The 23,437-nt window shown below is 62.4% G+C and carries 22 protein-coding genes and 1 tRNA gene; 14 read left to right on the top strand and 9 right to left on the bottom strand.

All coding sequences use genetic code 11. The features are described 5' to 3' along the window. Position 1: 1 nt before the first annotated feature. The 3 genes from EOE18_RS10145 to EOE18_RS10135 are packed head-to-tail and all read right to left on the bottom strand — an operon-like array spanning position 2 to position 2,276. Positions 2 to 346 carry a hypothetical protein gene (locus tag EOE18_RS10145; RefSeq protein WP_127709067.1) on the bottom strand — a complete coding sequence of 115 codons (345 nt, stop codon included), beginning with the start codon at positions 344 to 346 and terminating at the stop codon, positions 2 to 4. Further along, positions 346 to 1,827 carry a Fe-S cluster assembly protein SufB gene (gene sufB / locus EOE18_RS10140; protein WP_127709065.1) on the bottom strand — a complete coding sequence of 494 codons (1,482 nt, stop codon included), beginning with the start codon at positions 1,825 to 1,827 and terminating at the stop codon, positions 346 to 348. Before sufB ends, EOE18_RS10145 begins: the two co-directional genes overlap by 1 nt. Beyond that, positions 1,824 to 2,276 carry an SUF system Fe-S cluster assembly regulator gene (locus EOE18_RS10135; protein ID WP_127709063.1) on the bottom strand — a complete coding sequence of 151 codons (453 nt, stop codon included), beginning with the start codon at positions 2,274 to 2,276 and terminating at the stop codon, positions 1,824 to 1,826. Before EOE18_RS10135 ends, sufB begins: the two co-directional genes overlap by 4 nt. 626 nt (positions 2,277 to 2,902) lie before the next feature. On the opposite strand from EOE18_RS10135, the gene EOE18_RS10130 reads away from it, so the two are divergent. Both EOE18_RS10130 and EOE18_RS10125 read left to right on the top strand, forming a co-directional pair. Next, entirely contained in the window at positions 2,903 to 3,952 is a 1,050-nt protein-coding gene (locus EOE18_RS10130) for a quinone-dependent dihydroorotate dehydrogenase (RefSeq protein ID WP_127709061.1), read from the top strand. A 74-nt stretch (positions 3,953 to 4,026) separates the two neighbouring features. Then, positions 4,027 to 5,847 carry an AMP-dependent synthetase/ligase gene (locus EOE18_RS10125; protein ID WP_127709060.1) on the top strand — a complete coding sequence of 607 codons (1,821 nt, stop codon included), beginning with the start codon at positions 4,027 to 4,029 and terminating at the stop codon, positions 5,845 to 5,847. Between the two features lie 114 nt (positions 5,848 to 5,961). Here EOE18_RS10125 and EOE18_RS10120 read toward each other — a convergent pair whose 3' ends face one another. The 4 genes from EOE18_RS10120 to EOE18_RS10105 form a co-directional block, all read right to left on the bottom strand. After that, on the bottom strand, positions 5,962 to 6,684 hold the full coding sequence (locus EOE18_RS10120) for a M23 family metallopeptidase (protein ID WP_246027376.1): 723 nt from the start codon (positions 6,682 to 6,684) through the stop codon (positions 5,962 to 5,964). A 139-nt stretch (positions 6,685 to 6,823) separates the two neighbouring features. After that, positions 6,824 to 7,651, bottom strand: a complete 828-nt coding sequence (locus EOE18_RS10115; protein ID WP_127709058.1) for a ferritin-like domain-containing protein — start codon at positions 7,649 to 7,651, stop codon at positions 6,824 to 6,826. Between the two features lie 31 nt (positions 7,652 to 7,682). Continuing rightward, on the bottom strand, positions 7,683 to 8,153 hold the full coding sequence (locus EOE18_RS10110) for a peroxiredoxin (RefSeq protein WP_127709056.1): 471 nt from the start codon (positions 8,151 to 8,153) through the stop codon (positions 7,683 to 7,685). Then, on the bottom strand, positions 8,153 to 10,870 hold the full coding sequence (locus EOE18_RS10105) for a bifunctional [glutamine synthetase] adenylyltransferase/[glutamine synthetase]-adenylyl-L-tyrosine phosphorylase (protein WP_127709054.1): 2,718 nt from the start codon (positions 10,868 to 10,870) through the stop codon (positions 8,153 to 8,155). Before EOE18_RS10105 ends, EOE18_RS10110 begins: the two co-directional genes overlap by 1 nt. Positions 10,871 to 10,950: 80 nt before the next feature. Between EOE18_RS10105 and EOE18_RS10100 the strand changes: the two genes are divergently transcribed. The 6 genes from EOE18_RS10100 to EOE18_RS10080 all read left to right on the top strand — a co-directional run bounded on the left by EOE18_RS10100 (position 10,951) and on the right by EOE18_RS10080 (position 14,701). After that, entirely contained in the window at positions 10,951 to 11,934 is a 984-nt protein-coding gene (locus EOE18_RS10100) for an agmatine deiminase family protein (protein ID WP_127709052.1), read from the top strand. A 78-nt stretch (positions 11,935 to 12,012) separates the two neighbouring features. Beyond that, the gene (locus EOE18_RS18935; RefSeq protein ID WP_281278040.1) at positions 12,013 to 12,138 is read left to right on the top strand and encodes a hypothetical protein; all 126 of its coding nucleotides are present in this window, start codon (positions 12,013 to 12,015) and stop codon (positions 12,136 to 12,138) included. 63 nt (positions 12,139 to 12,201) lie between these two features. Then, positions 12,202 to 12,756 (top strand): dCTP deaminase, encoded by a 555-nt coding sequence (dcd, locus tag EOE18_RS10095; RefSeq protein ID WP_127709050.1) that lies wholly within the window; start codon positions 12,202 to 12,204, stop codon positions 12,754 to 12,756. A 14-nt stretch (positions 12,757 to 12,770) separates the two neighbouring features. Then, positions 12,771 to 13,145, top strand: a complete 375-nt coding sequence (locus tag EOE18_RS10090; protein ID WP_127709048.1) for a VOC family protein — start codon at positions 12,771 to 12,773, stop codon at positions 13,143 to 13,145. An 8-nt stretch (positions 13,146 to 13,153) separates the two neighbouring features. Then, positions 13,154 to 13,963, top strand: coding sequence for a formate dehydrogenase accessory sulfurtransferase FdhD (fdhD, locus tag EOE18_RS10085; RefSeq protein WP_127709046.1), 810 nt, complete (start codon positions 13,154 to 13,156; stop codon positions 13,961 to 13,963). Between the two features lie 66 nt (positions 13,964 to 14,029). Further along, positions 14,030 to 14,701: a glutathione S-transferase family protein gene (locus tag EOE18_RS10080; RefSeq protein WP_127709044.1), complete on the top strand. Its 672-nt coding sequence runs from the start codon at positions 14,030 to 14,032 to the stop codon at positions 14,699 to 14,701. A 10-nt stretch (positions 14,702 to 14,711) separates the two neighbouring features. Here EOE18_RS10080 and EOE18_RS10075 read toward each other — a convergent pair whose 3' ends face one another. Continuing rightward, entirely contained in the window at positions 14,712 to 15,635 is a 924-nt protein-coding gene (locus EOE18_RS10075; RefSeq protein ID WP_127709042.1) for a complex I NDUFA9 subunit family protein, read from the bottom strand. A 223-nt stretch (positions 15,636 to 15,858) separates the two neighbouring features. On the opposite strand from EOE18_RS10075, the gene EOE18_RS10070 reads away from it, so the two are divergent. The 4 genes from EOE18_RS10070 to EOE18_RS10055 all read left to right on the top strand — a co-directional run bounded on the left by EOE18_RS10070 (position 15,859) and on the right by EOE18_RS10055 (position 17,940). Then, a tRNA-Leu gene (locus EOE18_RS10070) sits at positions 15,859 to 15,945 on the top strand. Between the two features lie 85 nt (positions 15,946 to 16,030). After that, positions 16,031 to 16,273: a ribbon-helix-helix domain-containing protein gene (locus tag EOE18_RS10065; RefSeq protein WP_127709040.1), complete on the top strand. Its 243-nt coding sequence runs from the start codon at positions 16,031 to 16,033 to the stop codon at positions 16,271 to 16,273. Between the two features lie 218 nt (positions 16,274 to 16,491). Then, positions 16,492 to 17,055, top strand: a complete 564-nt coding sequence (locus tag EOE18_RS10060) for a murein L,D-transpeptidase catalytic domain-containing protein (protein ID WP_342772658.1) — start codon at positions 16,492 to 16,494, stop codon at positions 17,053 to 17,055. A gap of 105 nt (positions 17,056 to 17,160) precedes the next feature. Next, positions 17,161 to 17,940 (top strand): SDR family oxidoreductase, encoded by a 780-nt coding sequence (locus EOE18_RS10055; RefSeq protein ID WP_127709038.1) that lies wholly within the window; start codon positions 17,161 to 17,163, stop codon positions 17,938 to 17,940. A gap of 19 nt (positions 17,941 to 17,959) precedes the next feature. Here EOE18_RS10055 and EOE18_RS10050 read toward each other — a convergent pair whose 3' ends face one another. Beyond that, complete coding sequence (locus tag EOE18_RS10050) at positions 17,960 to 19,489, bottom strand: L,D-transpeptidase family protein (RefSeq protein WP_246027374.1); 1,530 nt, start codon at positions 19,487 to 19,489, stop codon at positions 17,960 to 17,962. A gap of 144 nt (positions 19,490 to 19,633) precedes the next feature. On the opposite strand from EOE18_RS10050, the gene EOE18_RS10045 reads away from it, so the two are divergent. Together EOE18_RS10045 and acnA are read left to right on the top strand one after the other, a co-directional pair. Next, on the top strand, positions 19,634 to 20,551 hold the full coding sequence (locus EOE18_RS10045; protein WP_127709036.1) for a DMT family transporter: 918 nt from the start codon (positions 19,634 to 19,636) through the stop codon (positions 20,549 to 20,551). Positions 20,552 to 20,753: 202 nt separating this feature from the next. Further along, positions 20,754 to 23,426 (top strand): aconitate hydratase AcnA, encoded by a 2,673-nt coding sequence (gene acnA, locus EOE18_RS10040; RefSeq protein WP_127709034.1) that lies wholly within the window; start codon positions 20,754 to 20,756, stop codon positions 23,424 to 23,426. Positions 23,427 to 23,437 lie beyond the last annotated feature (11 nt).

The raw sequence follows: 23,437 nt of genomic DNA, 5'->3' as shown, positions 1-23,437 counted from the left end.
ATCAATCTCGCAGGATGACATGAGTAATTCCATGCACTTCGTCGGATACGATGCGCTCTATCGGTAAGCCTGGTCCAAAAGCGTGGCCTATACACCCTTTGTCCATCTGATTGCGCTCGCCCGAAGCCCATTGAATATGAACTGGGATTTGGTTGCCAACAACGCTTTGCAAAGCTCGAAGTTGGGCTACAAAGTGAGCTTGGCGCCCTTCAACGATTTTCCCATTTTTCTCCAATGGAGGGCGAATCGCCGTGATCTTGTTTTGATAAACAAAAGTACCCGTGCTTCGTGGGGTTGGGCCAACATAGGCCTGATAACCAATAGAAACTGACGTATAGGTTGGCATCACCCCACGCTCCCCTCAAGACTGATCCCCAACAGCTTCTGCGCTTCCACCGCGAATTCCATCGGCAGTTGCTGCAAAACCTCCTTGGCGAAACCGTTGACGATCAGCGCCACCGCGCTTTCCTGATCCAGCCCGCGCTGCATGGCGTAGAACAGCTGGTCGTCGGAAATCTTGGAGGTGGTGGCCTCATGCTCGATGGTGGCGCTGGGGTTGCGCACCTCGATATAGGGCACGGTATGCGCGCCACATTCCTTGCCCAGCAAGAGACTGTCACACTGCGTGAAATTGCGCACGCCTTCCGCCGCCGCGCCCACGCGGACCAGCCCGCGATAGGTGTTCTGGCTGTGGCCAGCGCTGATGCCCTTGGACACGATGGTCGAGCGGCTGCCCCGCCCGTTGTGGATCATCTTGGTGCCGGTGTCGGCCTGCTGGTAATTGTTGGTCACGGCCACCGAGTAGAACTCGCCCACGCTGTCCTCGCCGTTCAACACACAGCTGGGATATTTCCACGTGATGGCGCTGCCGGTTTCCACCTGCGTCCACGAAACCTTGCTGCGCTTGCCTTGGCACAGGGCGCGCTTGGTGACGAAATTATAGATCCCGCCCTTGCCATTGGCGTCGCCCGGATACCAGTTCTGCACGGTGGAATATTTGATCTCGGCATCGTCCAACGCGACCAGTTCCACCACGGCGGCGTGGAGCTGGTTCTCGTCCCGCTGGGGCGCGGTGCAGCCTTCCAGATAGGATACATAGGCGCCCTTGTCGCACACGATCAGCGTGCGTTCGAACTGGCCCGTGTTTTCCGCATTGATGCGGAAATAGGTGGACAATTCCATCGGGCAACGCACGCCTTCGGGCACGTAAACGAAGGTGCCATCGGAAAAGACCGCACAGTTCAAGGCCGCGAAATAATTGTCGGCCATGGGCACCACCTTGCCCAGCCAGCGCTTCACCAGATCGGGATATTCGCGGATCGCCTCGCTGATGCTGCGGAAGATCACGCCCGCCGCTTCCAATTCCTTGCGGAAGGTGGTGGCGACCGAAACCGAGTCAAACACCGCATCCACCGCAATCTTGCGCGCGCCTTCCACGCCGGCCAGCACCGCCTGTTCGGCCAAGGGAATGCCCAGCTTTTCATAGACGCGCAGGATTTCGGGATCGACCTCGTCCAAAGACTTCGGCCCATCCTTCTTCTTGGGCGCGGCCCAGTAATAGGCTTCCTGATAATCGATCGGCGGCACGTTCAGCTTGGCCCAATCGGGCATAGGCATGGTCAGCCAATGGCGATAGGCCTTCAGGCGCCATTCCAGCATCCATTCCGGCTCGTTCTTCTTGGCGCTGATGTAGCGGACCGTGTCCTCGTTCAGCCCCTTGGGGCCAAACTCCTGCTCGATATCCGACGACCAGCCATGCTCGTAATCCGCAACCTTGGCTGCGGCGTCACGGGCGGCCTGATCCTTGATCTCGATATTCTCGGTCATGCTACGCTTTCCATCATCATTCCGTTTGCCGCATCTTTAGGCGCAGGCGGGGCTAGCAATTGCGCCAGCTTCACCCCCGCCAAGGCCCCACGCAGAGCCGCATTCACCACCGGCCAATGCGGCCGCACGCTGCACCCGCTTTCCATCCCGCAATCATGCCGCCCTGCCTCGACACAGGGGGTCAGCGCAATCGGCCCTTCCACCGCCTCGATAATATCGACAAGGCTGATCGCGGCGGCCGGACGGGCCAATTTCAAACCACCGCCCGCCCCGCGTGTGGAGGCCAGCAGGCCCGCCCCCACCAGACGGCTGACCAGTTTCTGCACCGTGGGCGCAGGCAGGCTGGTTTCCGCCGCCAGACAGGCCGCGCTGGTGCGCGTACCCCCACAATGGCGCGAGGCGGCCACCATCACCACAACGGCATAATCAGCCATGCTGGACAGGCGCATTGCGGCATTGCTCCCTTGGCGACAGACGAATCACCGGCGACAGCGACGGCGGTGACTTTGGCGGGCGAATTCCAAATCGGATCGAATTCCTCCGATTTCAACCCTCCCCTTAGGCACAAGGGGCGATTCTGGCAATGGCTGCTTTTAGGGCCTACTTTTGGGGCCTGCTGTTTTTGGGGGGCTATGCGGTTTTAGTCGGGGCAGTTCGAAGAAGATCCCAGCCCAGCACGCCGGTTTCATGCGCCATGCGCAAACATAGGTTTGCATTCCGCAATGCGCTCTTGAAAACGACGCTCATTTCCGGCAAAAAAGTTAGGACATCAATAGAGGCGCTTTAAAAGCCTTTGACATCACACATCTATCAAACTATTGAAAAATCATAAAAAAACGGCTCCTCCAGCTAGGGAAGGAGCCGCTTAAGTTCGAGAACTCGTCAGCCTTGGCCACGAGCCCTTCGGGTCGCAACTCCGGATTAGCGCATAGCGTGGCAAAAAAATTGTAAATTTGCGCCACTCGTCACCTTTTTGTTCCTGACATCAATCGATTGCTTGTACGACAATTGGCGCATTCGTGCGAAAAACCGCCGCTTTGTCGACAAAGCCTGCGACTCTTGGCATAGGCGCGCCATGAGCTACGCCCTGATCCGCCCGCTGCTGTTCCGTCTGGACGCCGAAACCGCCCACGGCCTTGCGCTTAATGCGCTGCGCTATCTGCCGCTGGCCGGCACGCCTGCCGCCGCCGGAGGTCCTTTGACCAGCAAGGTCGCGGGGATCACTTTCCCCAATCCGGTGGGCATGGCGGCCGGTTTTGACAAGGACGGGCAAGTGCCCGACGCCTTGCTGGGCCTTGGTTTCGGCTTTGCCGAGGTCGGATCGATTACCCCCCTGCCCCAAAGCGGCAATCCCAAACCGCGCCTGTTCCGTTTGGTGGAGGATCAAGCGGTGATCAACCGCATGGGCTTTAACAATGGCGGGGCAGAGGCCGCCTATGCCCGCCTGCTGGCGCGCAAGAACCGTGGCGGCGTGCTGGGCATCAACATTGGCGCCAACAAGGACGCCAGCGACCGCATCGCCGATTATGCCACCGGCGCGCGCCTGTTTGCGCCGCTAGCCTCCTATCTGGCGGTCAATATTTCCAGCCCCAACACGCCGGGCCTGCGCGCGCTGCAAGACCCCGCCTCGCTGGAAGGGCTGCTCGATGGCGTGATCGCGGCGCGGGATGAGACCGGCTATCAACCGCCGGTGTTCCTGAAAGTGGCGCCCGATCTGCTGCCCGCCGATATTGATGCAATTGCCCGCATCGCCATCGAGAAAAAGCTCGGCGCGCTGATCGTCAGCAACACCACCATCGAGCGCCCCGCACTGGCCAGCCCCCATGCGGGCGAGACGGGAGGCCTGTCGGGCGCGCCTTTGCGCGACATGGCGCAGCAACGCATCGTCGATTTCCGCCGCGCCACGGGCGGCGCTGTGCCTCTGGTGGGCGTGGGCGGCATCGCCAAACCCGAACATGCCTATGCCCGCATCCGCGCTGGCGCCAGTCTGGTGCAACTCTATTCGGCGATGGTCTATGAAGGCCATGGCATTGCCCGCACCATCAACAAAGGCCTGAAGGCCATGTTGGCGCGCGATGGCTTTGCTACTATTGAACAGGCAGTGGGCGTCGATACGCCTTTGTAAGCGGATGCTTGCCCGCCCCGCCTTTCCCGCCTAGCATCCCCCCCACAACGCCGGACGAGAGGATAATAATCCCCGTGCAGATCTCCGATATTGAAACCAGCCCGAATCTGGTCTCGCTGTTCCTTGCCCGCGCCGATGTGTTGGGTGACAAGCCTTTCCTGCACGCCAAACAGGGCAAGCAATGGCAGGCGATCAGCTGGGCCGAGGCGGCGCGGCGCGTGGTGCTGCTGGCGCAGGCTCTTGTCGGGCTGGGCTATAAACGGGGCGAGCGCATTCTGCTGGTGTCGGAAAACCGGCCCGAATGGTGCATTGCCGATCTGGCGATCATGGCGGCGGGCTGCATCACCGTGCCCGCCTATATTACCAACACCGAGCGCGACCATTGCCATGTGCTGGAAAATTCCGGAGCGCGCGGGGTGATTGTCTCCGGCCCGAAACTGGCGGGGCCGCTGCTGCCCGCCGTGCTGCGTTCGGGTCAGGCCGAGCATGTCATCGCCATGGAGCCTTTGGCCGTGGCACAGGCCGGTGCGCTGGAATTTCACGACTGGGCCGCGCTGGTAACCGGCGATGCGGTGGCGGCACGGGCGGCGGTGGATCTGCGTCTGGCCGGAATCCAGCGCGATGATACCGCCTGCCTGATCTATACCAGCGGCACCGGCGGCGCCCCGCGCGGTGTGAAACAGCATCACGGTGCCATCCTGCACAATGCCACAGGCGCCTGTCGCGTGATTGCCGAGGATTTTAGCTGGGACACCACCGGCGCGACTCAGGATGTGTTCCTCTCCTTCCTGCCCTTGTCCCATGCCTATGAGCATTCGGCGGGGCAATTCCTGCCCATCGGGCTGGGCGCGCAAATCTGGTATTGCGAAGGGTTGGAAAAGCTGGCCAGCAATATCGAGGAGGTGCGCCCCACAGTGATGGTGGTGGTGCCGCGCCTGTTTGAAGTTTTGCGCGCGCGCATTATCAAGCAGGTGGAAAAGCAGGGCAAGCTGGCCAACACCCTGTTGCAGCAAGCGGTCGCACTGGAAGCGCGCAAGGCGGCGGGCCATTACGGCCTGCTCGACCGCGCGCTGGACGGCGTTATCGAGCGCCTGCTGCGCCCCAAGATCCGCGCCCGTTTTGGCGGGCGCAACAAGGCAATGGTGTCGGGCGGCGCACCGCTAAACCCCGAAATCGGGCGATTTTTCCAGGCCGTGGGCATCACCATGCTGCAAGGCTATGGCCAGACCGAGAGCGGCCCGATTGCCGCCGTCAACCGCCCGCGCACCGGTATCAAGATGGACACAGTGGGCACGCCTTTGCACGGCACGCAGGTTCGCATCGCGCCCGATGGCGAGATTTTGCTGCGCGGCGAATTGGTGATGCATGGCTATTGGCGCGCCGAGGCGGAAACTGCCCGCGTGCTCAAAGATGGCTGGCTCTATACCGGCGATATCGGCCATCTGGACGCGGCGGGGCGGATCGTCATCACCGATCGCAAGAAGGACATGATCGTCAACGACAAGGGTGACAATATCTCTCCGCAAAAGGTGGAGGGCATGTTGACGCTCCAGCCCGAAATCGCACAGGCGATGGTGGTGGGGGACAAGCGCCCCTATATTGTCGGCCTGATTGTGCCCGATGCCGAATGGGCGGACGAATGGGCCACCGCCAACGGCCATCACCGCGCCGATATGCGCGCACTACAGGCCCTGCCCGCTTTCCGCAGCGCCCTGCGCGCGGCGGTGGATCGGGTGAATGCTGATCTGTCGGTGATCGAAAAGGTCCGCCAATTCGCCTTTGCCGACGAGCCTTTCGCCATTGCCAATGAGGAAATGACACCCTCGCTGAAAATCCGCCGCCACAAGCTGAAAGAGCGTTATGGCGAGCGTCTGGATGCGCTTTACAAAGGCTGAAACGCGGAATTTGGATAAAGAAAAAGCGACAGTTGCCTGCCGCTTTTTCCCGCATCCTCTCCAAGATGCAATTGCCTGTCGGGCTTGTTATTCACCCTTCTTTCTCAGGCTGGTTTATTCGCTGTCTTCTTCAGTCTTATCGCCACGGCGGATAGAAGCAAGCGCCAATTGCGGATTGCCTTCGCCCGACAGATAAGGAACCGGATTGACCGCCACGCCTTCGACGCGGACTTCATAATGCAGGTGGGGGCCGGTGCTGCGGCCGGTGGTGCCGACATAGCCGATCAGGTCGCCCTTGCGCACCTGCTGGCCCTCGGCCACGTTCAGGCGCGAGAGGTGGCCATAACGGGTTTCCAGATCGCCGCCATGTTCGATCTGGATATAAAGACCATAGGAGCTGAACCAGTCGGCGCGGCCCACCACGCCATCGGCAGTGGCGAAAACCGGCGTGCCGATCGGGCTGGAAAGGTCGATGCCCTTGTGCATGCGGGCACCACCCAGAACGGGATGGGTGCGCATGCCGAAATCGCTGGACAGATGCAGACCTTCCAGCGGCGAACGCGAAGGGATCGACATCACGCGGGCGGCAATATTGGCCAGACCCGAATTCTTGGTGCTGCTGGCGGCGGCGAAATTGTTGCCGCCTTCGCTGGCACGCCAGGAGGTGAAAAGGTTGCGGAACTGCTGATCGCCACTATCCTGCGCGATGGGCGCGGACTGGGCGGCGCGCAAAGGCGCGGCAATATCGGCATTGGCATTGTTGGCCAGAGCAGGCTGGCTCACCACAGCGGCCAAGGCGCTGATCAGAAACTTGGCAGACAAACGAAGCGCGACCACTCCAAATTACCTTTATTCTTGCGTTGGCCAACCTTTCCCCAAAGGAAGGTCAACATGGGAAGGCCACCGGAATTCCGATGGTTGGTTTTTGTTGGAGAAGGTCGGATCCCCCCGCCGTCTCGTGGAAACTGCCTAACCGTTAGTTTCCCATACATGCAAGAGCAAGGTAGGCAGGGCGCGACAAACCGGCTGCCTGACGCGCTGAGTCGTTGAACGGAGGCTTAACCTTGCCTCGGAAGTATTGCGTAACGAGGCTTTTCCAGAGCGAATCCGGCGAATCACCAGACTGGTGAGCGAGCCGCGAAAAATGCTCCGAACCGTATCGGACATGGCGAATTTCATCGTTGAAAATGCGGTTGAGAATGCGAGCGCCGCGATGATCGCCGCTGGCCTCCACCCGCTCGATTGTGGCGGGTGTCACATCCAGCCCGCGCGCCTCCAGCACCATCGGCACCACGGCCAGACGGGCCGCCAGATCATGCGCGGTTTCGCCCGCCGCCTCCCATAATCCGTCATGGGCGGGCAGGTCGCCATAGGTCGCGCCCATGCTGGCCAGATGGCGCTGGATGATGGCAAAATGCATCGCTTCATCGGCTGCGACGCAAAGGAAATCATCGACGAAGCCGCGCGCCACATCATGGCCAAACCGCGCCTCCATCTCGGCGCCGAAACGCCCCGCCATATCCAGCGCCAGATCGATGGCGACAAATTCGATATGCGCCAGCGCATGCCACAGGGCGATGCGCTTGGCCCGAGAGCCACCCTTGCCACGCTTGGGCATCTGGCCGGGCGGCAGCAATTCCGGCTTTTCGGGCCGCACGGGCCTTTCGGGCATGGCGCAACCAAAATCCCAAGCCAGCCGCCCCAGCCGCCAATCGCGAACCACCGCGCGGGTGCGCATCGCCTTGGCGCGGGGGTCGGCTGTGTTGAGAACGGCGGCGATAGCGTGGGAGAGCGAGGCATTCATGCCCGCCGCCTAATCCAAAACGGCGAGGAAATCAGCCCTTCACCGCAGCCAACACTTGCTCAGCATGGCCTTTAACCTTTACCTTGTTCCAGACCTGCGCAATCATGCCTTTTTCATCAACCAGATAGGTTGTGCGTTCCATGCCCATATAGGTTCGGCCATACATGGACTTTTCTTTCCACACGCCCAAGGCATCGGACAACCCGCCCTCTTCCGCATCCGAGGCCAAAGGCGCGGTCAACCCATGCTTTTCGATGAACTTGGCATGCTTTTTCGGCGGATCTTTCGATACGCCCAGCAAGGCCGCACCGGCCGCCGCAAACTGTTCGGCCAGTTCCGAAAAATCCTTGTTTTCGGTGGTGCAGCCCGGCGTGTCATCCTTGGGATAGAAAAACACCACCAGCTTGCGCCCCGCAAAGTCCGAAGGCTTTACCGTGCCGCCATCAGGCGCCACCAGCGCCACATCGGGGAATGCATCGCCCACTTGGGGGAAATCTGCCATCACACTACCTCCAAATTCTGGCCAAACAGCGCGAACCATGCCTGCGCGATCACCCCGCGCGCGGCACCGATTGCGGCCAGCAGGCTCTCTCCATCGGCAAAGCCGCAGGCCTTGGCAAGTGTGGCCCATGGGGCACCATCGGGAAGCTGACTATCGGGCGCCAGCAAACGCGCCGCCACCAACAGGCGCGATAGCAGCGCGAAGGCCGGCTCCACCTCCGTAGGCAACAGGCCAGCCGCCACCAGTTCCTGCAAGGCCCCCGCCATATCGGGCCGCAGCGCCACACCTTGGCTCAATTGCAGCGCGTGGGTGATAAATTCGGCATCCACCAACCCGCCGCGCAGCAATTTGCCATCCAGAGCGCCCTTGGCTGGCTTATGCGCGGCCATCTTGTCCCGCATCTCGCGCACTTCGCCCAGCACTTTGGCGCGGTCACGCGGGGCGGTCAGCACCTCGCGCATCACGCCCTCCACCACCGCGCGCGCCTCTGCCGAACCGAACAGCACGCGGGCACGGGTCAGGGCCATATGCTCCCATGTCCAAGCCTCGCGGCTTTGATAAAGCGCGAAACTGTCCAGACTGACCGCCAGCGGCCCCTGCGTGCCTTGCGGGCGCAGGCGGGTGTCCACTTCAAACAAAGCCCCCTCGGCGGTGGGCACGGTCAAGGCCGCGCTGATCCGCTGCGCCAGCCGGTTGAAATAGAGCGTTGCCCCCAAGGGCCGCCGTCCGTCGCTTTCTGCCGCAAAATCGCCGGTGAACAGATAGACCAGATCCAGATCGCTGGCATGGGTGAGGCTGCCCCCGCCAAACCGGCCCAGCCCCAGAATGACCAGTTCCGCCCCTGCAATCCGCCCATGGGTGGCTTCGAACTCCGCCATTGTCGCGCGGGCCAAAACCTCCAGCGCCGCCTCGGCCACGCGGCACAGGCCAGCCGAAATGTCCAAGGGGTCCTGCGCGCCCTCGACCAATTGCACGCCCAATGCAAAGCGCCGCTCGCTCACCTTGCGGCGCACATGGTCCAGCAGGCGCTGGTAATCATCCCCCGCCTCCACCGCGCCAAATTCCGCCGCCAGCGTGGGCACATCGGGCGGCAGATCATAGGCGCTGGCATCGATCAGCGCGTCCAGCAAATCAGCCCGCCGCGCCAAAGCATCGGCCAAAGGCGGGGCCAACGAAAGCACGCGCACCATCACCTCCAGCAATCCGGGCCGCGCCTCCAGCAGGCGGAACAGATTAACCGCCGAGGGCAGGCTGGCCATCATCTGCTCCCATCTTGTCAGCGCCTTTTCCGGCGCGGGCGCATGGGCCAAAGCTGCCAAAAGCGCAGGCTGCACCGCATCCAAAGCGGATAAGGCCGCCTCGCTGCGCAACACCCGCAGGCTACCCCCGCGCCAGCCCTCGATCCTTTCGGCCAAAGCGCCCGCATCGGCAAAGCCCAGCTTCTGCAATTCACCGGCCAAGGCTTCGCCCACCAAAGGCTCGCCGCGCGGGACAGCCACGCTGGTTCCCTCGCCCGCGCTGGCCGCGATCAGGGAGTCATATTTGGCCCCGACCTCTTCGGTAATATGCTGCAATTCCTCGATCAGCGCAGCGGCATTGGGCAGGCCGTCCAGCGCCGCCACATTGGCAATGCCCGCCTCGTCACGGGGCAGGACATGGGTTTGCAGGTCGGACACTTGCTGCAAGCGATGCTCGATCTGGCGCAGGCGGTCATAGGAGGTGCCCAGCATTGCCGCTTCCTCCGCCGCGATCAGGCCAGCGGCGGCCAAGGCATCCAATGTGGCCCGCGTGCCGCGCTGGCGCAGCGCAGGGTTGCGCCCGCCATGGATCAACTGATGCACTTGCGCGAAAAATTCCACCTCGCGGATGCCGCCCCGCCCGCGCTTCACATCAAAGCCGGGGCCGATCCTTTCCACCTTGCCATGATGCGCGCGGATACGGCGGGTCAGCCGCCCGATCTCGGCAATCGCGCCGAAATCCAGACTTTTGCGCCACACGAAAGGCCGGATGGCGTGCAAAAAGCCCTCCCCCAAAGCCACATCGCCCGCACAGGCCCGCGCGCGGATGAAGGCTGCCCGCTCCCACGCCAGAGCGCTCGATTCATAATGTGCCAGTGCGCCTTCCAGAGGAATCGCCAAAGGGCTGATTTCGCTGGCCGGACGCAGGCGCAGGTCCACGCGGAACACATAGCCATAGGCATCCACCTGCGAGACAATGCGCAAGATCTGCCGCGCAATATGCTGGGCGGCTTCCTCCGGCTCGTCGCGCGGGCGGCGGGGCAGGGTTTGGGGATCGTAAATCAGGATCGGGTCAATGTCGGAGGAGTAATTGAGCTCCCCCGCCCCCTGCTTGCCCAGCGCCAGCGCGACAAAACCGGTGGCTTGCGCATCGGGCACGCGGGCACGGATGGCATGGGCAATCGCCTTGTCCAAGGCGCGGTCAGCCAGCGCGGTCAATTCCCCCGTCACGCGGGCCAGATCAAAGGCACCTGCCAGATCGCCCACGCCCAGCGCCAAGGCCAGCGCCAGCTTTTCCCTGCGCAGGGCAATGGCCGGATCAGCTTCCTTTGCCCCCGCCTCCCGCGCATAGGCCAAGGCCGCCTCGCCATCCCCCGCCGCCAGCAAAGCCACCAGATCGGGCAAACGCCCCATGGCCCGCGACAGAAAGGGCGAATGGGCCTCCGCCCGCGCCAGTGCATTTTGCCAATCTGCCATCATCACTCCTCACTCTCCACCGCAACTCATGGGCCCACAGCACCTCTTTCCGCAAGTGTGCTAAGACGCTAAAGGCACGCCTCATGAGCAATTGGCACTTCCCCCCCGAATGGTATCCTCAGGACTGGCTGTGGATTGGTTTCCCCCATGATGCCGAGGAATGGCCCGGTTTCCTTGAGGCGGCGCAAGTGCAAATGGCCGCCTTTGCCAGCGCCGTGGCTGACAGCGGGCAAGAGGTGCGCCTGTTGGTGCGCAACGAAGCCAACGAGGCCCGCGCCCGCGCTCTGTGCAGCGGCGCGGTGAGTATCGAACGGCGCGCCTATGGCGATGTCTGGCTGCGCGACACTGGCCCCTTGGTGATGCGCGATGGCGCGGGCGGGCGGCAGGCGCGGCGCTTTGGCTTTAATGGCTGGGGCGGCAAATATCTGATGGAAGGCGACCAGACGATTGGCGCGGAAATCGCGCAGGATGCCGGCCTTGCCATCCAGACCGGCGACTGGATTCTGGAAGGCGGCGCGCTGGATATGGATGGCACCGGCCTTGTGGCCACTACCGAGCAGTGCCTGCTCAACCCCAACCGCAACCCGCATCTGACCCGCGATGATCTGGAGGCGCGTCTGGCCCGCGATCTGGGGCTGGAGCGCGTGCTGTGGCTGGGGGATGGTCTCATCAATGACCATACCGATGGCCATGTCGACAATCTGGCCCGTTTTGTGGCGCCCAATGTGCTGGCTTTGCCCAAGGCCACCGGCGCGGATGATCCCAATGCCGCCATCTATGCCGATGCCAAGGCGCGGGCCGAAGCGATGGGCGTGGTGGTCAAAAATGTGCCCAGCCCCGGCCGCGTGGAACGGGACGGGCGGATCGAACCGGCCAGCTATATGAATTTTGCCATCACCAGCCATCTGGTGGTGGTGCCCATCTATGGCACCGCGCATGATGCGGATGGCGTGGCGGCGATTGGCGAGCTTTTCCCCGACCGGCCCACGGTGGGGATTATGGCCGATGCCATTCTGGCTGGTGGCGGCTCGTTCCACTGCTCCAGCCAGCAAATGCCCAAGGCCTGAGACATTGCCCGTGGGGGAGGCAGCACCCTCCCCCATGCGTTAAACTTTTGGCGATGATTCGGGCGCAAGCTCGCATCCATGAGAAAAGCCCGCGCCATCGCCATCGCCCGCACGGTAGACTCTGGTTTAGAGGTCCTCCGCGTCCTGCTCGTCACCGCCAGCGCCATGGCGCTGATCATGGCGGGGCAGCACTGGCCGTTCTAAGCGCGCAGCCGGAGTAGCTCAAAATCCGTTGCCCAAGCGCCAGCCTTGGGCCATGTAGCGGCCATGTCTATTCTTTCCGACAAATGGATCCGCACCGCCGCCCGCGAACAGGGCATGATCGAGCCTTTTGTAGAGCGCCAGCACCGCGATGGCTGCATCTCCTATGGCCTGTCCTCTTATGGCTATGACGCGCGCGTGGCCGATGAGTTCAAGATCTTCACCAATGTCGATTCCGCCGTGGTGGACCCCAAGAATTTCGACGCCAACAGCTTTGTCGATCGCAAGACCGATTGCTGCGTGATTCCCCCCAATTCCTTCGCTCTGGCCCGCACGGTGGAATATTTCCGCGTGCCGCGCGATGTGCTGGTCATCTGCCTTGGCAAGAGCACCTATGCGCGCTGCGGCATTATCGTGAATGTCACCCCGCTGGAGCCGGGCTGGGAAGGCCATGTGACGCTGGAGTTTTCGAACACCACCCCGCTGCCCGCCAAGATTTACGCCAATGAAGGCGCCTGCCAGTTCCTGTTCCTGAAGGGTAATGAGCCCTGCGAGACCAGCTATGCCGACCGCGCGGGCAAATATATGGGCCAGCGCGGCGTCACCCTGCCCCGCCTTTAAAGGAGAGACTTCCCATGTTCAGCCATCTGTTTCTGGGCTCGAATGATCTGGCCAAGGCCAAGGTGTTTTATGACGCGCTGTTCGCGGCCATTGGCGGGCCCGAAGGCCTGTTGATCGCCGACCGTGGCCGCCTGATCTATGCCCACAAAGGGTCCAAGCTGATTCTGGCCACGCCCAACAATGGCGAAGCGGCCACGATTGCCAATGGCGGCACGGTGGGCTTTGCCATCGACACCGCCGAGCAGGTGGAAGCATGGCACGCCGCCGGCGTTGCCCATGGCGGAACGGCGATTGAAAATGCCCCTGGCGTGCGTCCGGCCTTCAACGCCTATCTGGCCTATCTGCGCGATCCGGACGGGCACAAGCTCTGCGCGCTTTGCCAGCTGTAAAGCCGAGCATGACTCCGCAAGACCTGCCCCTGCTGCCGCAAGCGCAAGGGCAGGTTTTTGCGCGGGATGGCGGCCAAAGCATCCGGCACAGGGCATGGGTGCCCGAAGTGCCGGTGGCGCTGGAATTCAATGGCCTTGCCTATGCGGTGATGATGGCCACGCCCGCCGATCTGACCGATTTCGCCACCGGCTTTGCCCTGTCCGAAGGGCTGATCACCAGCGCCGCGCAAATGGGCGAGGCGGATATCGCGCAGGTCGAACACGGCATCATCCTGCGCGCCACGTTGGCAGGGCTGGATGCGGACCGCTTGCAGGAACGCGTCAGGCGGCGGGTGGCGGAAAGCTCCTGCGGGCTCTGCGGGATCGAGAATCTGGAAGCGATCGCCCAGCCCCTGCCTCCTGTCTCCACCCATGCGCGAATCAAGCCCGAAGCCATCTTTGCCGCGCTGGATGCTTTGCGCCCGCTGCAAAAGCTGGGCCATGCCACCCATGCCGCCCATGCTGCCGCTTTCTGCGCGCCCGAAGGGGCCATTCTGGCGCTGCGCGAGGATGTCGGGCGGCATAATGCGCTGGACAAATTGATCGGCGCCATGGCGCGGGCGGGCCAATCCATGGCGCAGGGTTTTGCGCTGTCCACCGCGCGCTGTTCCTACGAAATCGTTGAAAAGGCGGTGAAGGCTGGCGTGACCACGCTGGTCACCATCTCGCTGCCCACCAGCATGGCGGTGGAGCGCGCCGCACAGTCAGGCCTCTCGCTCTGGGTGCTGGCGCGAGAGGATAGCGTGATGCTGGCCCATGATGCGGCCGCTATCGGCTAAATTTTACGGCATCTGCGTCAATCGCCGGTGGACGGAAACGCCCTGCTTGGGGCATGGGCGAAAGCCATGTGGCAGCTTTATCAATTTCCCCTTTGTCCCTTCTCCCGCAAGGTCCGGCTCGTGCTGGGCGAAAAGGGGATCGCGCATGAATTATGGCGCGAGAACCCGTGGGAAGGTCGCGCCGAGTTTTTCGCGCTGAACCCTGCGGGCCGCACGCCGGTGCTGCATGATCCGGACAAGGGTCTGTCCCTATGCGACAGCCGCGCCATTTGCGAATATCTGGAAGAAACCAGCGAGCGTGCCCCGCTGATCATGGGCACCGCTGCCGCCCGCGCCGAAATCCGCCGTCTGGTCGCCTTGTTTGACGAAAATTTCTTTGCCGATGTCACCGGCCCGCTGCTGCATGAAAAGATGAAGAAGCGACTGGTCCTGCGGCAGGCCCCTGATTCGCGCGTGCTGCGCGAGACGATGCGTCTGGCGCATGAGCATCTCGACTATATCGACTATCTGGTCGACAATCGCCCCTGGCTGGGCGGGGCAACCCTGTCGCTGGCCGATCTGGCGGCGGCGGCGCATTTGTCGGTGGCCGATTATCTGGGCGGGATCGACTGGAACGGGCATGAACAGGCCCGCGCATGGTATTCGGTGTTCAAAAGCCGCCCCAGCTTTCGCCCCCTGTTGGCCGAGCGGATGGAAGTGATCCAGCCGCCCAGCCATTATTCGGATGTGAATGCGTGAGAGTTAGCTCTCAATAACGCGCCATCCAGCGATCCAGAAACAGGCCCAAGGGGTGCGGCGTGATGCCCAGCGAGGCAAAGCCCGCAGCGCCCTCGCCCACCACACTGCCTGCTTTGAGCAGGGTGATCTGATCCGCGCTGATCGGCGTCATCGGCAGGGCGGCAAACAGGCTGGCCGCCCAATCCGGCATGGGCAGCAGATGGGGCGCCTGCTTCACCGCGTCGGCGATGCGCCGGTTCAGCTCCAGCATGGACAGGACCTCTGGCCCGCCCAGTTCATAGATATGCCTGCCATGGGCCTGAGGCGCCTCCACCGCGACGCGAATCGCTTGCGCTACATCCTCCACCCACACCGGCTGTAACAGCCCCTCCGGCACGAAAACCGGCATGGCGCCGCGAATTGGCAAGCCACCCATCATGCCCATCATTCGGCCAAACATATTGAGGAAATTATCATCCTGCCCGAAGATCACCGAGGGTCGCAGGATCGTGGCCTGCGGGAAAGCCTCCAAAGCCGCCGCCTCGCCCGCTGCCTTGGAACTGGCATAGGGCACGGGCGAGGCCGCATCGGCGCCAATCGCGGAAATATGCACAAAGGCCTGAGCGCCCGCCTCCCGCGCGGCCTTGGCCAGCAGGCCTACGCCGCGCCCCTGCACTGCATCCAGCTGGCCAGAAAACACGCCCACCAGATTGACCACCGCATCGGCCCCCGTCAGCGCACGGGCCACGCTGGCCGGATCGAGCATCGAGGCGCGGGCAAATTCCACCTGCCCCGGATTGCCCAGCACTTTTAACGCATAGGCCTTTTCGGGATGGCGCGCAGCGATACGCACCCTTGCCCCCGCCCGCAGCAAGGCCTGCGCCGCATAGCGCCCGACAAAGCCCCTGCCGCCGGTCAGCACCACCAAGGCGTCGCGCAGATTGTTTCGGCCCATGGTTTCCTGCCTTTCTTTCGGGTTTACCGCTGTTTCGCGCGATCATGCGCCTTTGTCCAAAGGGGGGCAATCGGGCTCATCGGGCAAAAAAATGCAGCTTTTGCAAAAAACTTTGATTTTCGCGTTGACAGGTCTCGGGATCACCGTTAGAGGCGCACTCCTACCCGGCGCGGTACTGAAGAGCTTCTCAAAAAGCCCAACAGTATCAGGCTCCTAACAAAGTGCCCAGGTGGCGGAATTGGTAGACGCACTAGCTTCAGGTGCTAGCGCTCGCAAGGGCGTGGAGGTTCGAGTCCTCTCCTGGGCACCATGTTATACAAGGTGTGACAAGGGCGGCAGACGAAAGTCTGGCCGCCCTTTTCCTTATGGCCCATCGCCTGCTAAGGCCCGCCGGTATGACCACCCCCTATCACCCCCCCATCAAACGTTCGGTGGAAATCGCCGGACACAAAACCTCGATCAGCCTTGAACCCTTGTTCTGGGACTGGCTGCGCAAGGTGGCGGGGGAAGAGGGGCTACCGATCAATGCCTTGGTGGCGCGGATTGATGCCGAACGGATCACAGCCCCCACGCCCCCCGGTCTGGCGGGAGCGATTCGCCTGTGGCTGGCCAACCGGCACATGCAGGGGGAACTATAACTCGACCCTTGCGTTTTACGGATCAAAGTCGCGAAATGCGGGTCGATGGTCCAATTTTGGCTCAACTCGCCGCGCTATCGCGTGGTTCCATCGCTTCGGAGTAAGAATTTTTGTCCCGTTGCGGTATTGTCACAGCAATGGGTATCGCGAATCAAAATGGGGCCTCGCGCCTGAACCGGCGTGCAATGTTGGCGTGTATGGGCGCAGGTGTGGCGGCAATGGCGGCTCCTGCGCGTGTGATGGCGCAGGCCTCCGGCCTATCCGATTATGAAAAGCTGTTGGTGCAAACCGCCATGCGCGAACGCGACCGTCTGGGCGCCTTCCTGTCGCAGCCCGATGTGGTGGCGATTGCCGATTTCGCCCGCCCCTCGCATGAAACCCGCCTGCATTTTGTCGATATGATGGCGGGACGCGTGCGTTCGCATCTGGTGGCCCATGGTCGTGGGTCGGATCCTGCTCATGATGGCTGGTTGAAGCAATTTTCCAATTCGGTCGGTTCGCTGGCCACCTCGCGCGGGGCCTATCTCACCACAGAGCAGTATCAGGGCAAATATGGCACCTCGATGCGGCTGCGCGGGCTGGATCTGGACAATTCCAACGCGTGGGACCGCGCGATTGTGATGCATCCGGCATGGTATGCCGCACCCGATATGCTGGCCAAATATGGCAAGCTGGGCCGGTCGGAAGGTTGCTTTGCCATGGCGCCGGAGGATTTCTCGGTGGCGCTGGACCATCTGGGCAGCGGTCGCCTGCTCTATGCCGACCGAATTGGCGAAGCCTAATTCCTGTGGCATGAAGCGCCTGTTCACAAGGAAGCAGGTGTCATGATCCTCTCCCCGCGCTGATCCATCAAACACTATCCCGATTGCGCCAAGGGAGGGAGCACTATGCCCCGTCTTACCGATAAATTATGCCTGATCACCGGTGCCGCGCGCGGCATCGGCCTTGCCATTGCCAAAGCCTTCCAAGCCGAAGGCGCCCAAGTCATCCTGACCGACATAGATCAGGCCGAGGGCGAAGCCGCCGCCGCCGCGCTTGGCGGCCGCTTCATCCCGCTGAATGTGGCCGACGAGGCCGCATGGGAAGCCTTGGCTAGCCAAGTTCCGCAAGTGGATGTGCTGGTCAACAATGCGGGCATCACCGGATTTGAACAGGGTTACATCGCCCATGACCCCGAACATGCCTCACTGGAGGAATGGCGACGGGTGCATGCCGTCAATCTCGACGGCACTTTCCTCGGCTGCCGCTATGCCATTCGCGCCATGAAAGAAAAGGGCGCGGGCAGCATCATCAACATCTCCTCGCGCAGCGGGCTGGTCGGCATTCCGGGCGCTGCGGGCTATGCCTCGTCCAAGGCGGCGATCCGCAACCATACCAAGTCGGTGGCGCTTTATTGCGCGCAACAGGGCTGGGCCATCCGCTGCAACTCGATCCACCCCGCCGCGATCATGACGCCCATGTGGGACGCGATGCTGGGCGACGGGCCGGACCGCCCGCAGCGCGAGGCGGCGATGGTGGCCGATACGCCGCTCAAACGCTTCGGGCGGGTGGAGGAGGTCGCCGCGCTGGCCCTGTTACTGGCCAGTGACGAGGCGACCTATATCACCGGCAGCGAGCTGGATATTGATGGCGGGTTGCTGGCTGGCTCGGCCGCCTCACCGGGCTGATATTAAAGCTGGCCAATAATCAAAGAGGATTATCGAGCTTGATCACCGCTTCGGTGCTGGCGCGCTGGGTGGTGTGGATCTGGCGCGGTTGGCGGAAACTTTCCGCCACCGGCGCGTCCCGACCGTAAATATCGGCAAAGGCGGTCATCTTGCCGGTAATGTCGGTGCCATAGGTGACATAGGTGAGATAGACGGGGAAAGTGCGCGTCATCACCACGCGGCGGTATTTCTTCGCCTCGAACAGGCCAACGGCCTCTTCCTGACTCATGCCCGCGCCCAGAATGGCCATGGTCATGCCCAGTTCCACCGCGCGTTCGGTGCGAATGCAGCCATGGGAAAAGGCGCGGACATTGGCATTGAACAGGGCCTTGGCGGGCGTGTCATGCAGATAGATCGCATGCGGATTGGGCATGTCGATCTTCATCCGGCCCAGCGAATTGTTGTCCCCCGGCTGCTGCACCACGGAAATCGATCCATCGCCAAGGCGGGTGACCTTGTAACCCTGCTTCAGCGCGCTGGCCGGATTGCCGATCAGCTTTTCGCCCAGCCCTTCGCCCACCACGATCGATTGCGGCACGGTCCATGTCGGGTTGAACACCACCGCTTCGACCTTTTCCGCCAATTGCGGGGTGGCGGTCTTGCCCGGTTTGCCCACCACCGTGCGATAGGTGCGGATGGCTTTGCCATTGACCGTCAGGCGCAGCTGGAATTCGGGCACATTGGTAATCAGGTAAATCTGCCCCAGATCGCGCGGCAGCCAGCGCCAGCGGTCCATATTGATGCGGATGCTCTCGCGCAATTTCACCTGCGCCTTAGGCGTGGCGGCCAGAGCATCCTTCAACGCCTGATAATCGGGATAGGTGGGGGTCAGGCTGTCCAGCGTGGCGTGGACATCATGGTTGGTGGTGGCGCGTTCCAGCAGCCCTTCCGTGGTCATGTCATCCTGATCGGGGTCCACCGCGAACCATTGCACGCGGGCGGGCATCGGCGTGCGGCCATCGCGCAAATCCTCCACCGCCCAGGCAAAGCTGCGGCTAGCCTGCTGGTCCAGCGCCTCGCCCTCGCCAGCGGCAATGGCGGCTTGCAGGGCGGCGGGCTGGTAATCGGCCGGGTAAAGCCCTTCAGCCGCCAAACCACGAATGGCGGCCAGCAATTCCTTGGCATCGGCCAAAGTCCAATGCGCCACGGGCACCGGATTGGGCACGATCACCATGGTGGGTGGGGATGACGGAGCCGTTGTCGACGCGGGCGCTGGGCTGGCGGTTGGTGCAGGCGCGGGGGTGGCCGCCGGTGTCGGGGTGGTTAGCGGGCCGGCCTTGGCCTCAGCCTTGGCCTCCACCTTGGCTGGGGCGCTACTTGCCGGATTGGCGGGCGCCTCGGCGGGCACGGGCAATTTGATCTGCATCGAGGCGGGGCGGACATTGGGCAATTTACCCAGGCCCTGCTTCCCCTCGATCGGCTGATTTTGCGCCAACAGGGGCGCGGCCATACCGGCAACCGCCAAAGCCACCAAGGAATTGCCAATAAGCCTGTTGCGCCGCTCAGCCATAGATACGCCCCTTAACACCCGAAACACAGGCACCCTTTCGCAAGTCGGGCGCAAGTTTCGCCCAAGGCCATGCCCGTTTCGGGACAATTCATCAAGCATGGCAAATGTCTGGCGGGTGAATGGAGTTGGGGCTAGGGCAGAAGTATGCGTTCTGGACCCAATTCCCCGCGCTCGCTGCTGCCCTTGCTGGCGGCGGCCTGCGGCATTGCCACTTTCAGCGTGATGGACGCGTTGATGAAGGGCGCCTCGCAAGTGGCGGGGGTCTATGCCGCGATGGTGGGGCGCAATCTGGTGGGCGTGGTGGTGGCTTTCGCGGCGTGGCAGGTGGCCTTTGGCGGACACTGGCCCACGGCAAAGCGGCTGAGGCTGCATGCGGCGCGGGCAGCCATCGCGGGCGTGATGGGTTTCAGCTTTTTCTGGGGGCTGGTGCGCGTCCCCATGGCGGTGGGCATGGGCCTGTCCTTTGTCGCGCCGATCATCGCGCTATTCCTCTCCGGCCTGTTTCTGGGCGAGGCGGTGACGCGGCGGGCTTTGCTGGCATCTTTGCTGGGGCTGGCGGGCGTGGTGGTGATCGCATTGGAACAGGCCAGCGGCAAGGCGGGCGATGATGTGTTGATCGGCATGGGCGCGATCCTGCTTTCCTCGGTCTTATACGCGATCAATCTGGTGATGCAGCGCCATCAGGCCCAATTGGCCTCACCGGGGGAAATCGCCTTTTTCCAGAACCTGTTCATCACGCTGGTATTGTTGCCCATCGGCCTGTTCCTGCCTCCGGTGCCGCCGGTGGGCGTGTGGTGGCAGGTGGCCATGGCGGCTGTGCTGTCGGTCTCCTCTTTGATGCTGATGGCATGGGGTTGGGCGCGTGCCCCCGCCCATCAATTGCTGCCGATGGAATATAGCGCCTTTGTCTGGGCTGCGCTGGCCGGATGGCTGTGGTTTGGCGAAAGCGTGGGCCTGTTGACGTTGGCGGGGGTGGGCCTGATTGTGGGCGGGTGTCTATATGGTTCAGGCGGGCGCGCGGATAATTGCGCAGAAGACCCTAATGAACAGAGAGCGCTCTGAAACGGTTTTTTGCTACGCATTCGCAATATCAAAGAAAGCCGCTCCCAGCGCGACAATTCGACCTTTCTCGCCCTTGACGCGCCGCACAAACCCGCGCATCGCCGCTTGGCTACAACCGCCTTTCGGGCGGGGCAAAGGGCGCGCGCCGCGCGTCCCCGCGTTCCCTCCCCCGCAAGGCCCTACTGGTGAGGAACACGCCCGCATGACTCAGGTCGGACAGGACTCGCTCGGCACCCGCTCGAAATTGAGCGCCGGTGGCAAGGAAGTCTCCTATTACTCGCTGAAGAAAGCCGCCGAAAAGATCGGCGACATTTCGCGCCTGCCTTTCTCGATGAAGGTGCTGCTGGAAAACCTGCTGCGCTTTGAAGATGGCGGCTTCACCGTTTCCACCGCCGACGTGCAGGCGATTGCCGATTGGCAAAAGAACCCCACCGAATCGCAGAACGAAATCCAGTATCGCCCCGCGCGCGTGCTGCTGCAGGATTTCACCGGCGTTCCTTGCGTGGTCGATCTGGCCGCCATGCGCGATGCCATCGCCACGCTGGGCGGTGACACGTCCAAGATCAACCCGCTGGTTCCCGTCAACCTCGTCATCGACCACTCGGTGATGGTGGACGAATTCGGTCACCCCAAGGCGTTCGAAGAGAACGTCGAGATCGAATATCAGCGCAATATGGAGCGCTATGACTTCCTGAAGTGGGGCTCCAAGTCGCTCAACAATTTCTATGCCGTGCCGCCGGGCACCGGCATCTGCCATCAGGTGAACCTGGAAAACATCGCGCAGACGGTGTGGACCAGCGTTGACCAGAACGGCGAAACCGTCGCTTACCCCGACACTTGCGTCGGCACCGACAGCCACACCACCATGGTCAACGGCCTTGGCGTGCTGGGCTGGGGCGTGGGCGGTATCGAAGCCGAAGCGGCCATGCTGGGCCAGCCCGTCTCGATGCTCATCCCCGAAGTCGTGGGCTTCAAGTTCACCGGCAAGCTGCAGGAAGGCGTTACCGCCACCGACCTCGTGCTGACCGCCACCAACATGCTGCGCAAGCATGGCGTGGTGGGCCGTTTCGTGGAATATTTCGGCCCCGGTCTGGCTGACCTGACGCTGGCCGACCGCGCCACGCTGGCCAACATGGCTCCTGAATATGGCGCCACCTGCGGCTTCTTCGGCATCGATGAAAAGACGCTGGACTATCTGCGCCTGACCGGCCGTGAAGAAGACCAGATCGCTCTGGTCGAAGCCTATGCCAAGGAGCAGGGCTTCTGGATCGATCCTTCGGTCGAACCCATCTTCTCCAGCACGCTGGAACTGGACCTGTCGACGGTTGTGCCCTCGCTGGCCGGCCCGAAGCGCCCGCAGGACCGCGTGTCGCTGCCCGAAGTGGACGATGTGTTCAACGCCGACATGGCGAACGTTTACAAGAAGGAACAGACCCGCGTTGCCGTCGAAGGCAAGGACTTCGATCTGGGCGATGGCGACGTCGTGATCGCGGCGATCACCTCTTGCACCAACACCTCGAACCCCGGCGTGCTGGTGGCCGCTGGTCTGGTGGCCAAGAAGGCCAACGAACTGGGCCTGACGCCTAAGCCCTGGGTGAAGACCTCGCTGGCCCCCGGCTCGCAGGTTGTGACCGACTATCTGGAACGCGCTGGTCTGCAGTCGCATCTCGACGCGGTTGGCTTCAACCTCGTGGGTTATGGCTGCACCACCTGCATCGGCAACTCCGGCCCGCTGGCCGAACCGATCAGCAAGGCGATCAACGAAAACGGTCTGGTTGCCAGCGCCGTAATCTCGGGCAACCGCAACTTCGAAGGTCGCGTGTCGCCTGACGTGCGCGCCAACTTCCTCGCCTCGCCGCCGCTGGTGGTGGCTTACGCTCTGAAGGGCACGGTGATCGAAGATTTCACCACCACCCCGATCGGCACCGGCAAGGATGGTCAGGCTGTGTTCCTCAAGGACATCTGGCCCACCAATGACGAAGTCTACACCACGATGGCTGGCTGCATGGATCGTCCCATGTTCCAGGCCCGCTATGCCGACGTGTATAAGGGTGACAAGCATTGGCAGGCGATCAATGTGGTGGGTTCGGAAACCTACTCGTGGCGCGCCGGTTCGACCTATGTCGCCAACCCGCCCTATTTCGAAGGCATGTCGATGGAACCGGCTGCGGTTCAGGACATCACCGGCGCCAAGCCGTTGCTGATTCTGGGCGATTCGATCACCACCGACCACATCAGCCCCGCTGGCAACATCAAGGCTGACAGCCCTGCTGGCGAATGGCTGATGGCCAATGGCGTGGCCAAGGCCGACTTCAACTCCTATGGCGCACGTCGCGGCCATCACGAAGTGATGATGCGTGGCACCTTTGCCAACATCCGCATCAAGAACGAAATGGTTCCCGGTGTGGAAGGCGGCTTCTCGCGCTATGGCGATGAAGTGGGCGCCGTGTTCGACGTGGCGCAAAAGCACAAGGCCGATGGCACCCCGCTGGTCGTCGTGGCTGGCAAGGAATATGGCACCGGCTCGTCGCGCGACTGGGCTGCCAAGGGCACCAACCTGCTGGGCGTTCGCGCCGTGATCGTGGAAAGCTTCGAGCGTATCCACCGTTCCAACCTGGTCGGCATGGGCGTGCTGCCCCTGCAGTTCAAGGATGGCGACACGCGCAACACGCTGGGTCTGGACGGCGATTGCTCGTTCACCATCAAGGGCGTTGCCAGCCTGAAGCCGCGTCAGGACGTGGAAGTGGAAGTCACCCGCAAGGATGGCAGCACCTTCACCTTTACCGCGCTGTGCCGCATCGATACCGCCAATGAAATTGAATATTTCAACAATGGCGGCATTCTGCAGTACGTGCTGCGCAAGCTGGCTGCTTAATCGCAACCACT

The sequence above is a fragment of the Novosphingobium umbonatum genome (genome assembly GCF_004005905.1).
Lineage (GTDB): Bacteria > Pseudomonadota > Alphaproteobacteria > Sphingomonadales > Sphingomonadaceae > Novosphingobium > Novosphingobium umbonatum.
The sequence above is the reverse complement of the archived record's forward strand: the minus strand, read 5'-3'. Positions and strand labels throughout refer to the sequence as shown.

Excerpts from the sequence above, each read along its gene's own strand:
- EOE18_RS10130 (WP_127709061.1), top strand. The coding sequence starts at position 2,903 with ATGAGCTACGCCCTGATCCGCCCGCTGCTGTTCCGTCTGGACGCCGAA.
- acnA (WP_127709034.1), top strand. The coding sequence starts at position 20,754 with ATGACTCAGGTCGGACAGGACTCGCTCGGCACCCGCTCGAAATTGAGC.
- EOE18_RS10135 (WP_127709063.1), bottom strand. The coding sequence starts at position 2,276 with ATGCGCCTGTCCAGCATGGCTGATTATGCCGTTGTGGTGATGGTGGCC.
- EOE18_RS10060 (WP_342772658.1), top strand. The coding sequence starts at position 16,492 with ATGGCGGCTCCTGCGCGTGTGATGGCGCAGGCCTCCGGCCTATCCGAT.
- EOE18_RS10045 (WP_127709036.1), top strand. The coding sequence starts at position 19,634 with ATGCGTTCTGGACCCAATTCCCCGCGCTCGCTGCTGCCCTTGCTGGCG.
- dcd (WP_127709050.1), top strand. The coding sequence starts at position 12,202 with ATGTCTATTCTTTCCGACAAATGGATCCGCACCGCCGCCCGCGAACAG.
- sufB (WP_127709065.1), bottom strand. The coding sequence starts at position 1,827 with ATGACCGAGAATATCGAGATCAAGGATCAGGCCGCCCGTGACGCCGCA.
- EOE18_RS18935 (WP_281278040.1), top strand. The coding sequence starts at position 12,013 with ATGAGAAAAGCCCGCGCCATCGCCATCGCCCGCACGGTAGACTCTGGT.
- EOE18_RS10090 (WP_127709048.1), top strand. The coding sequence starts at position 12,771 with ATGTTCAGCCATCTGTTTCTGGGCTCGAATGATCTGGCCAAGGCCAAG.
- EOE18_RS10055 (WP_127709038.1), top strand. The coding sequence starts at position 17,161 with ATGCCCCGTCTTACCGATAAATTATGCCTGATCACCGGTGCCGCGCGC.
- EOE18_RS10115 (WP_127709058.1), bottom strand. The coding sequence starts at position 7,651 with ATGAATGCCTCGCTCTCCCACGCTATCGCCGCCGTTCTCAACACAGCC.
- EOE18_RS10105 (WP_127709054.1), bottom strand. The coding sequence starts at position 10,870 with ATGATGGCAGATTGGCAAAATGCACTGGCGCGGGCGGAGGCCCATTCG.
- EOE18_RS10065 (WP_127709040.1), top strand. The coding sequence starts at position 16,031 with ATGACCACCCCCTATCACCCCCCCATCAAACGTTCGGTGGAAATCGCC.
- EOE18_RS10110 (WP_127709056.1), bottom strand. The coding sequence starts at position 8,153 with ATGGCAGATTTCCCCCAAGTGGGCGATGCATTCCCCGATGTGGCGCTG.
- EOE18_RS10050 (WP_246027374.1), bottom strand. The coding sequence starts at position 19,489 with ATGGCTGAGCGGCGCAACAGGCTTATTGGCAATTCCTTGGTGGCTTTG.
- EOE18_RS10100 (WP_127709052.1), top strand. The coding sequence starts at position 10,951 with ATGAGCAATTGGCACTTCCCCCCCGAATGGTATCCTCAGGACTGGCTG.
- EOE18_RS10075 (WP_127709042.1), bottom strand. The coding sequence starts at position 15,635 with ATGGGCCGAAACAATCTGCGCGACGCCTTGGTGGTGCTGACCGGCGGC.
- EOE18_RS10145 (WP_127709067.1), bottom strand. The coding sequence starts at position 346 with ATGCCAACCTATACGTCAGTTTCTATTGGTTATCAGGCCTATGTTGGC.
- fdhD (WP_127709046.1), top strand. The coding sequence starts at position 13,154 with ATGACTCCGCAAGACCTGCCCCTGCTGCCGCAAGCGCAAGGGCAGGTT.
- EOE18_RS10080 (WP_127709044.1), top strand. The coding sequence starts at position 14,030 with ATGTGGCAGCTTTATCAATTTCCCCTTTGTCCCTTCTCCCGCAAGGTC.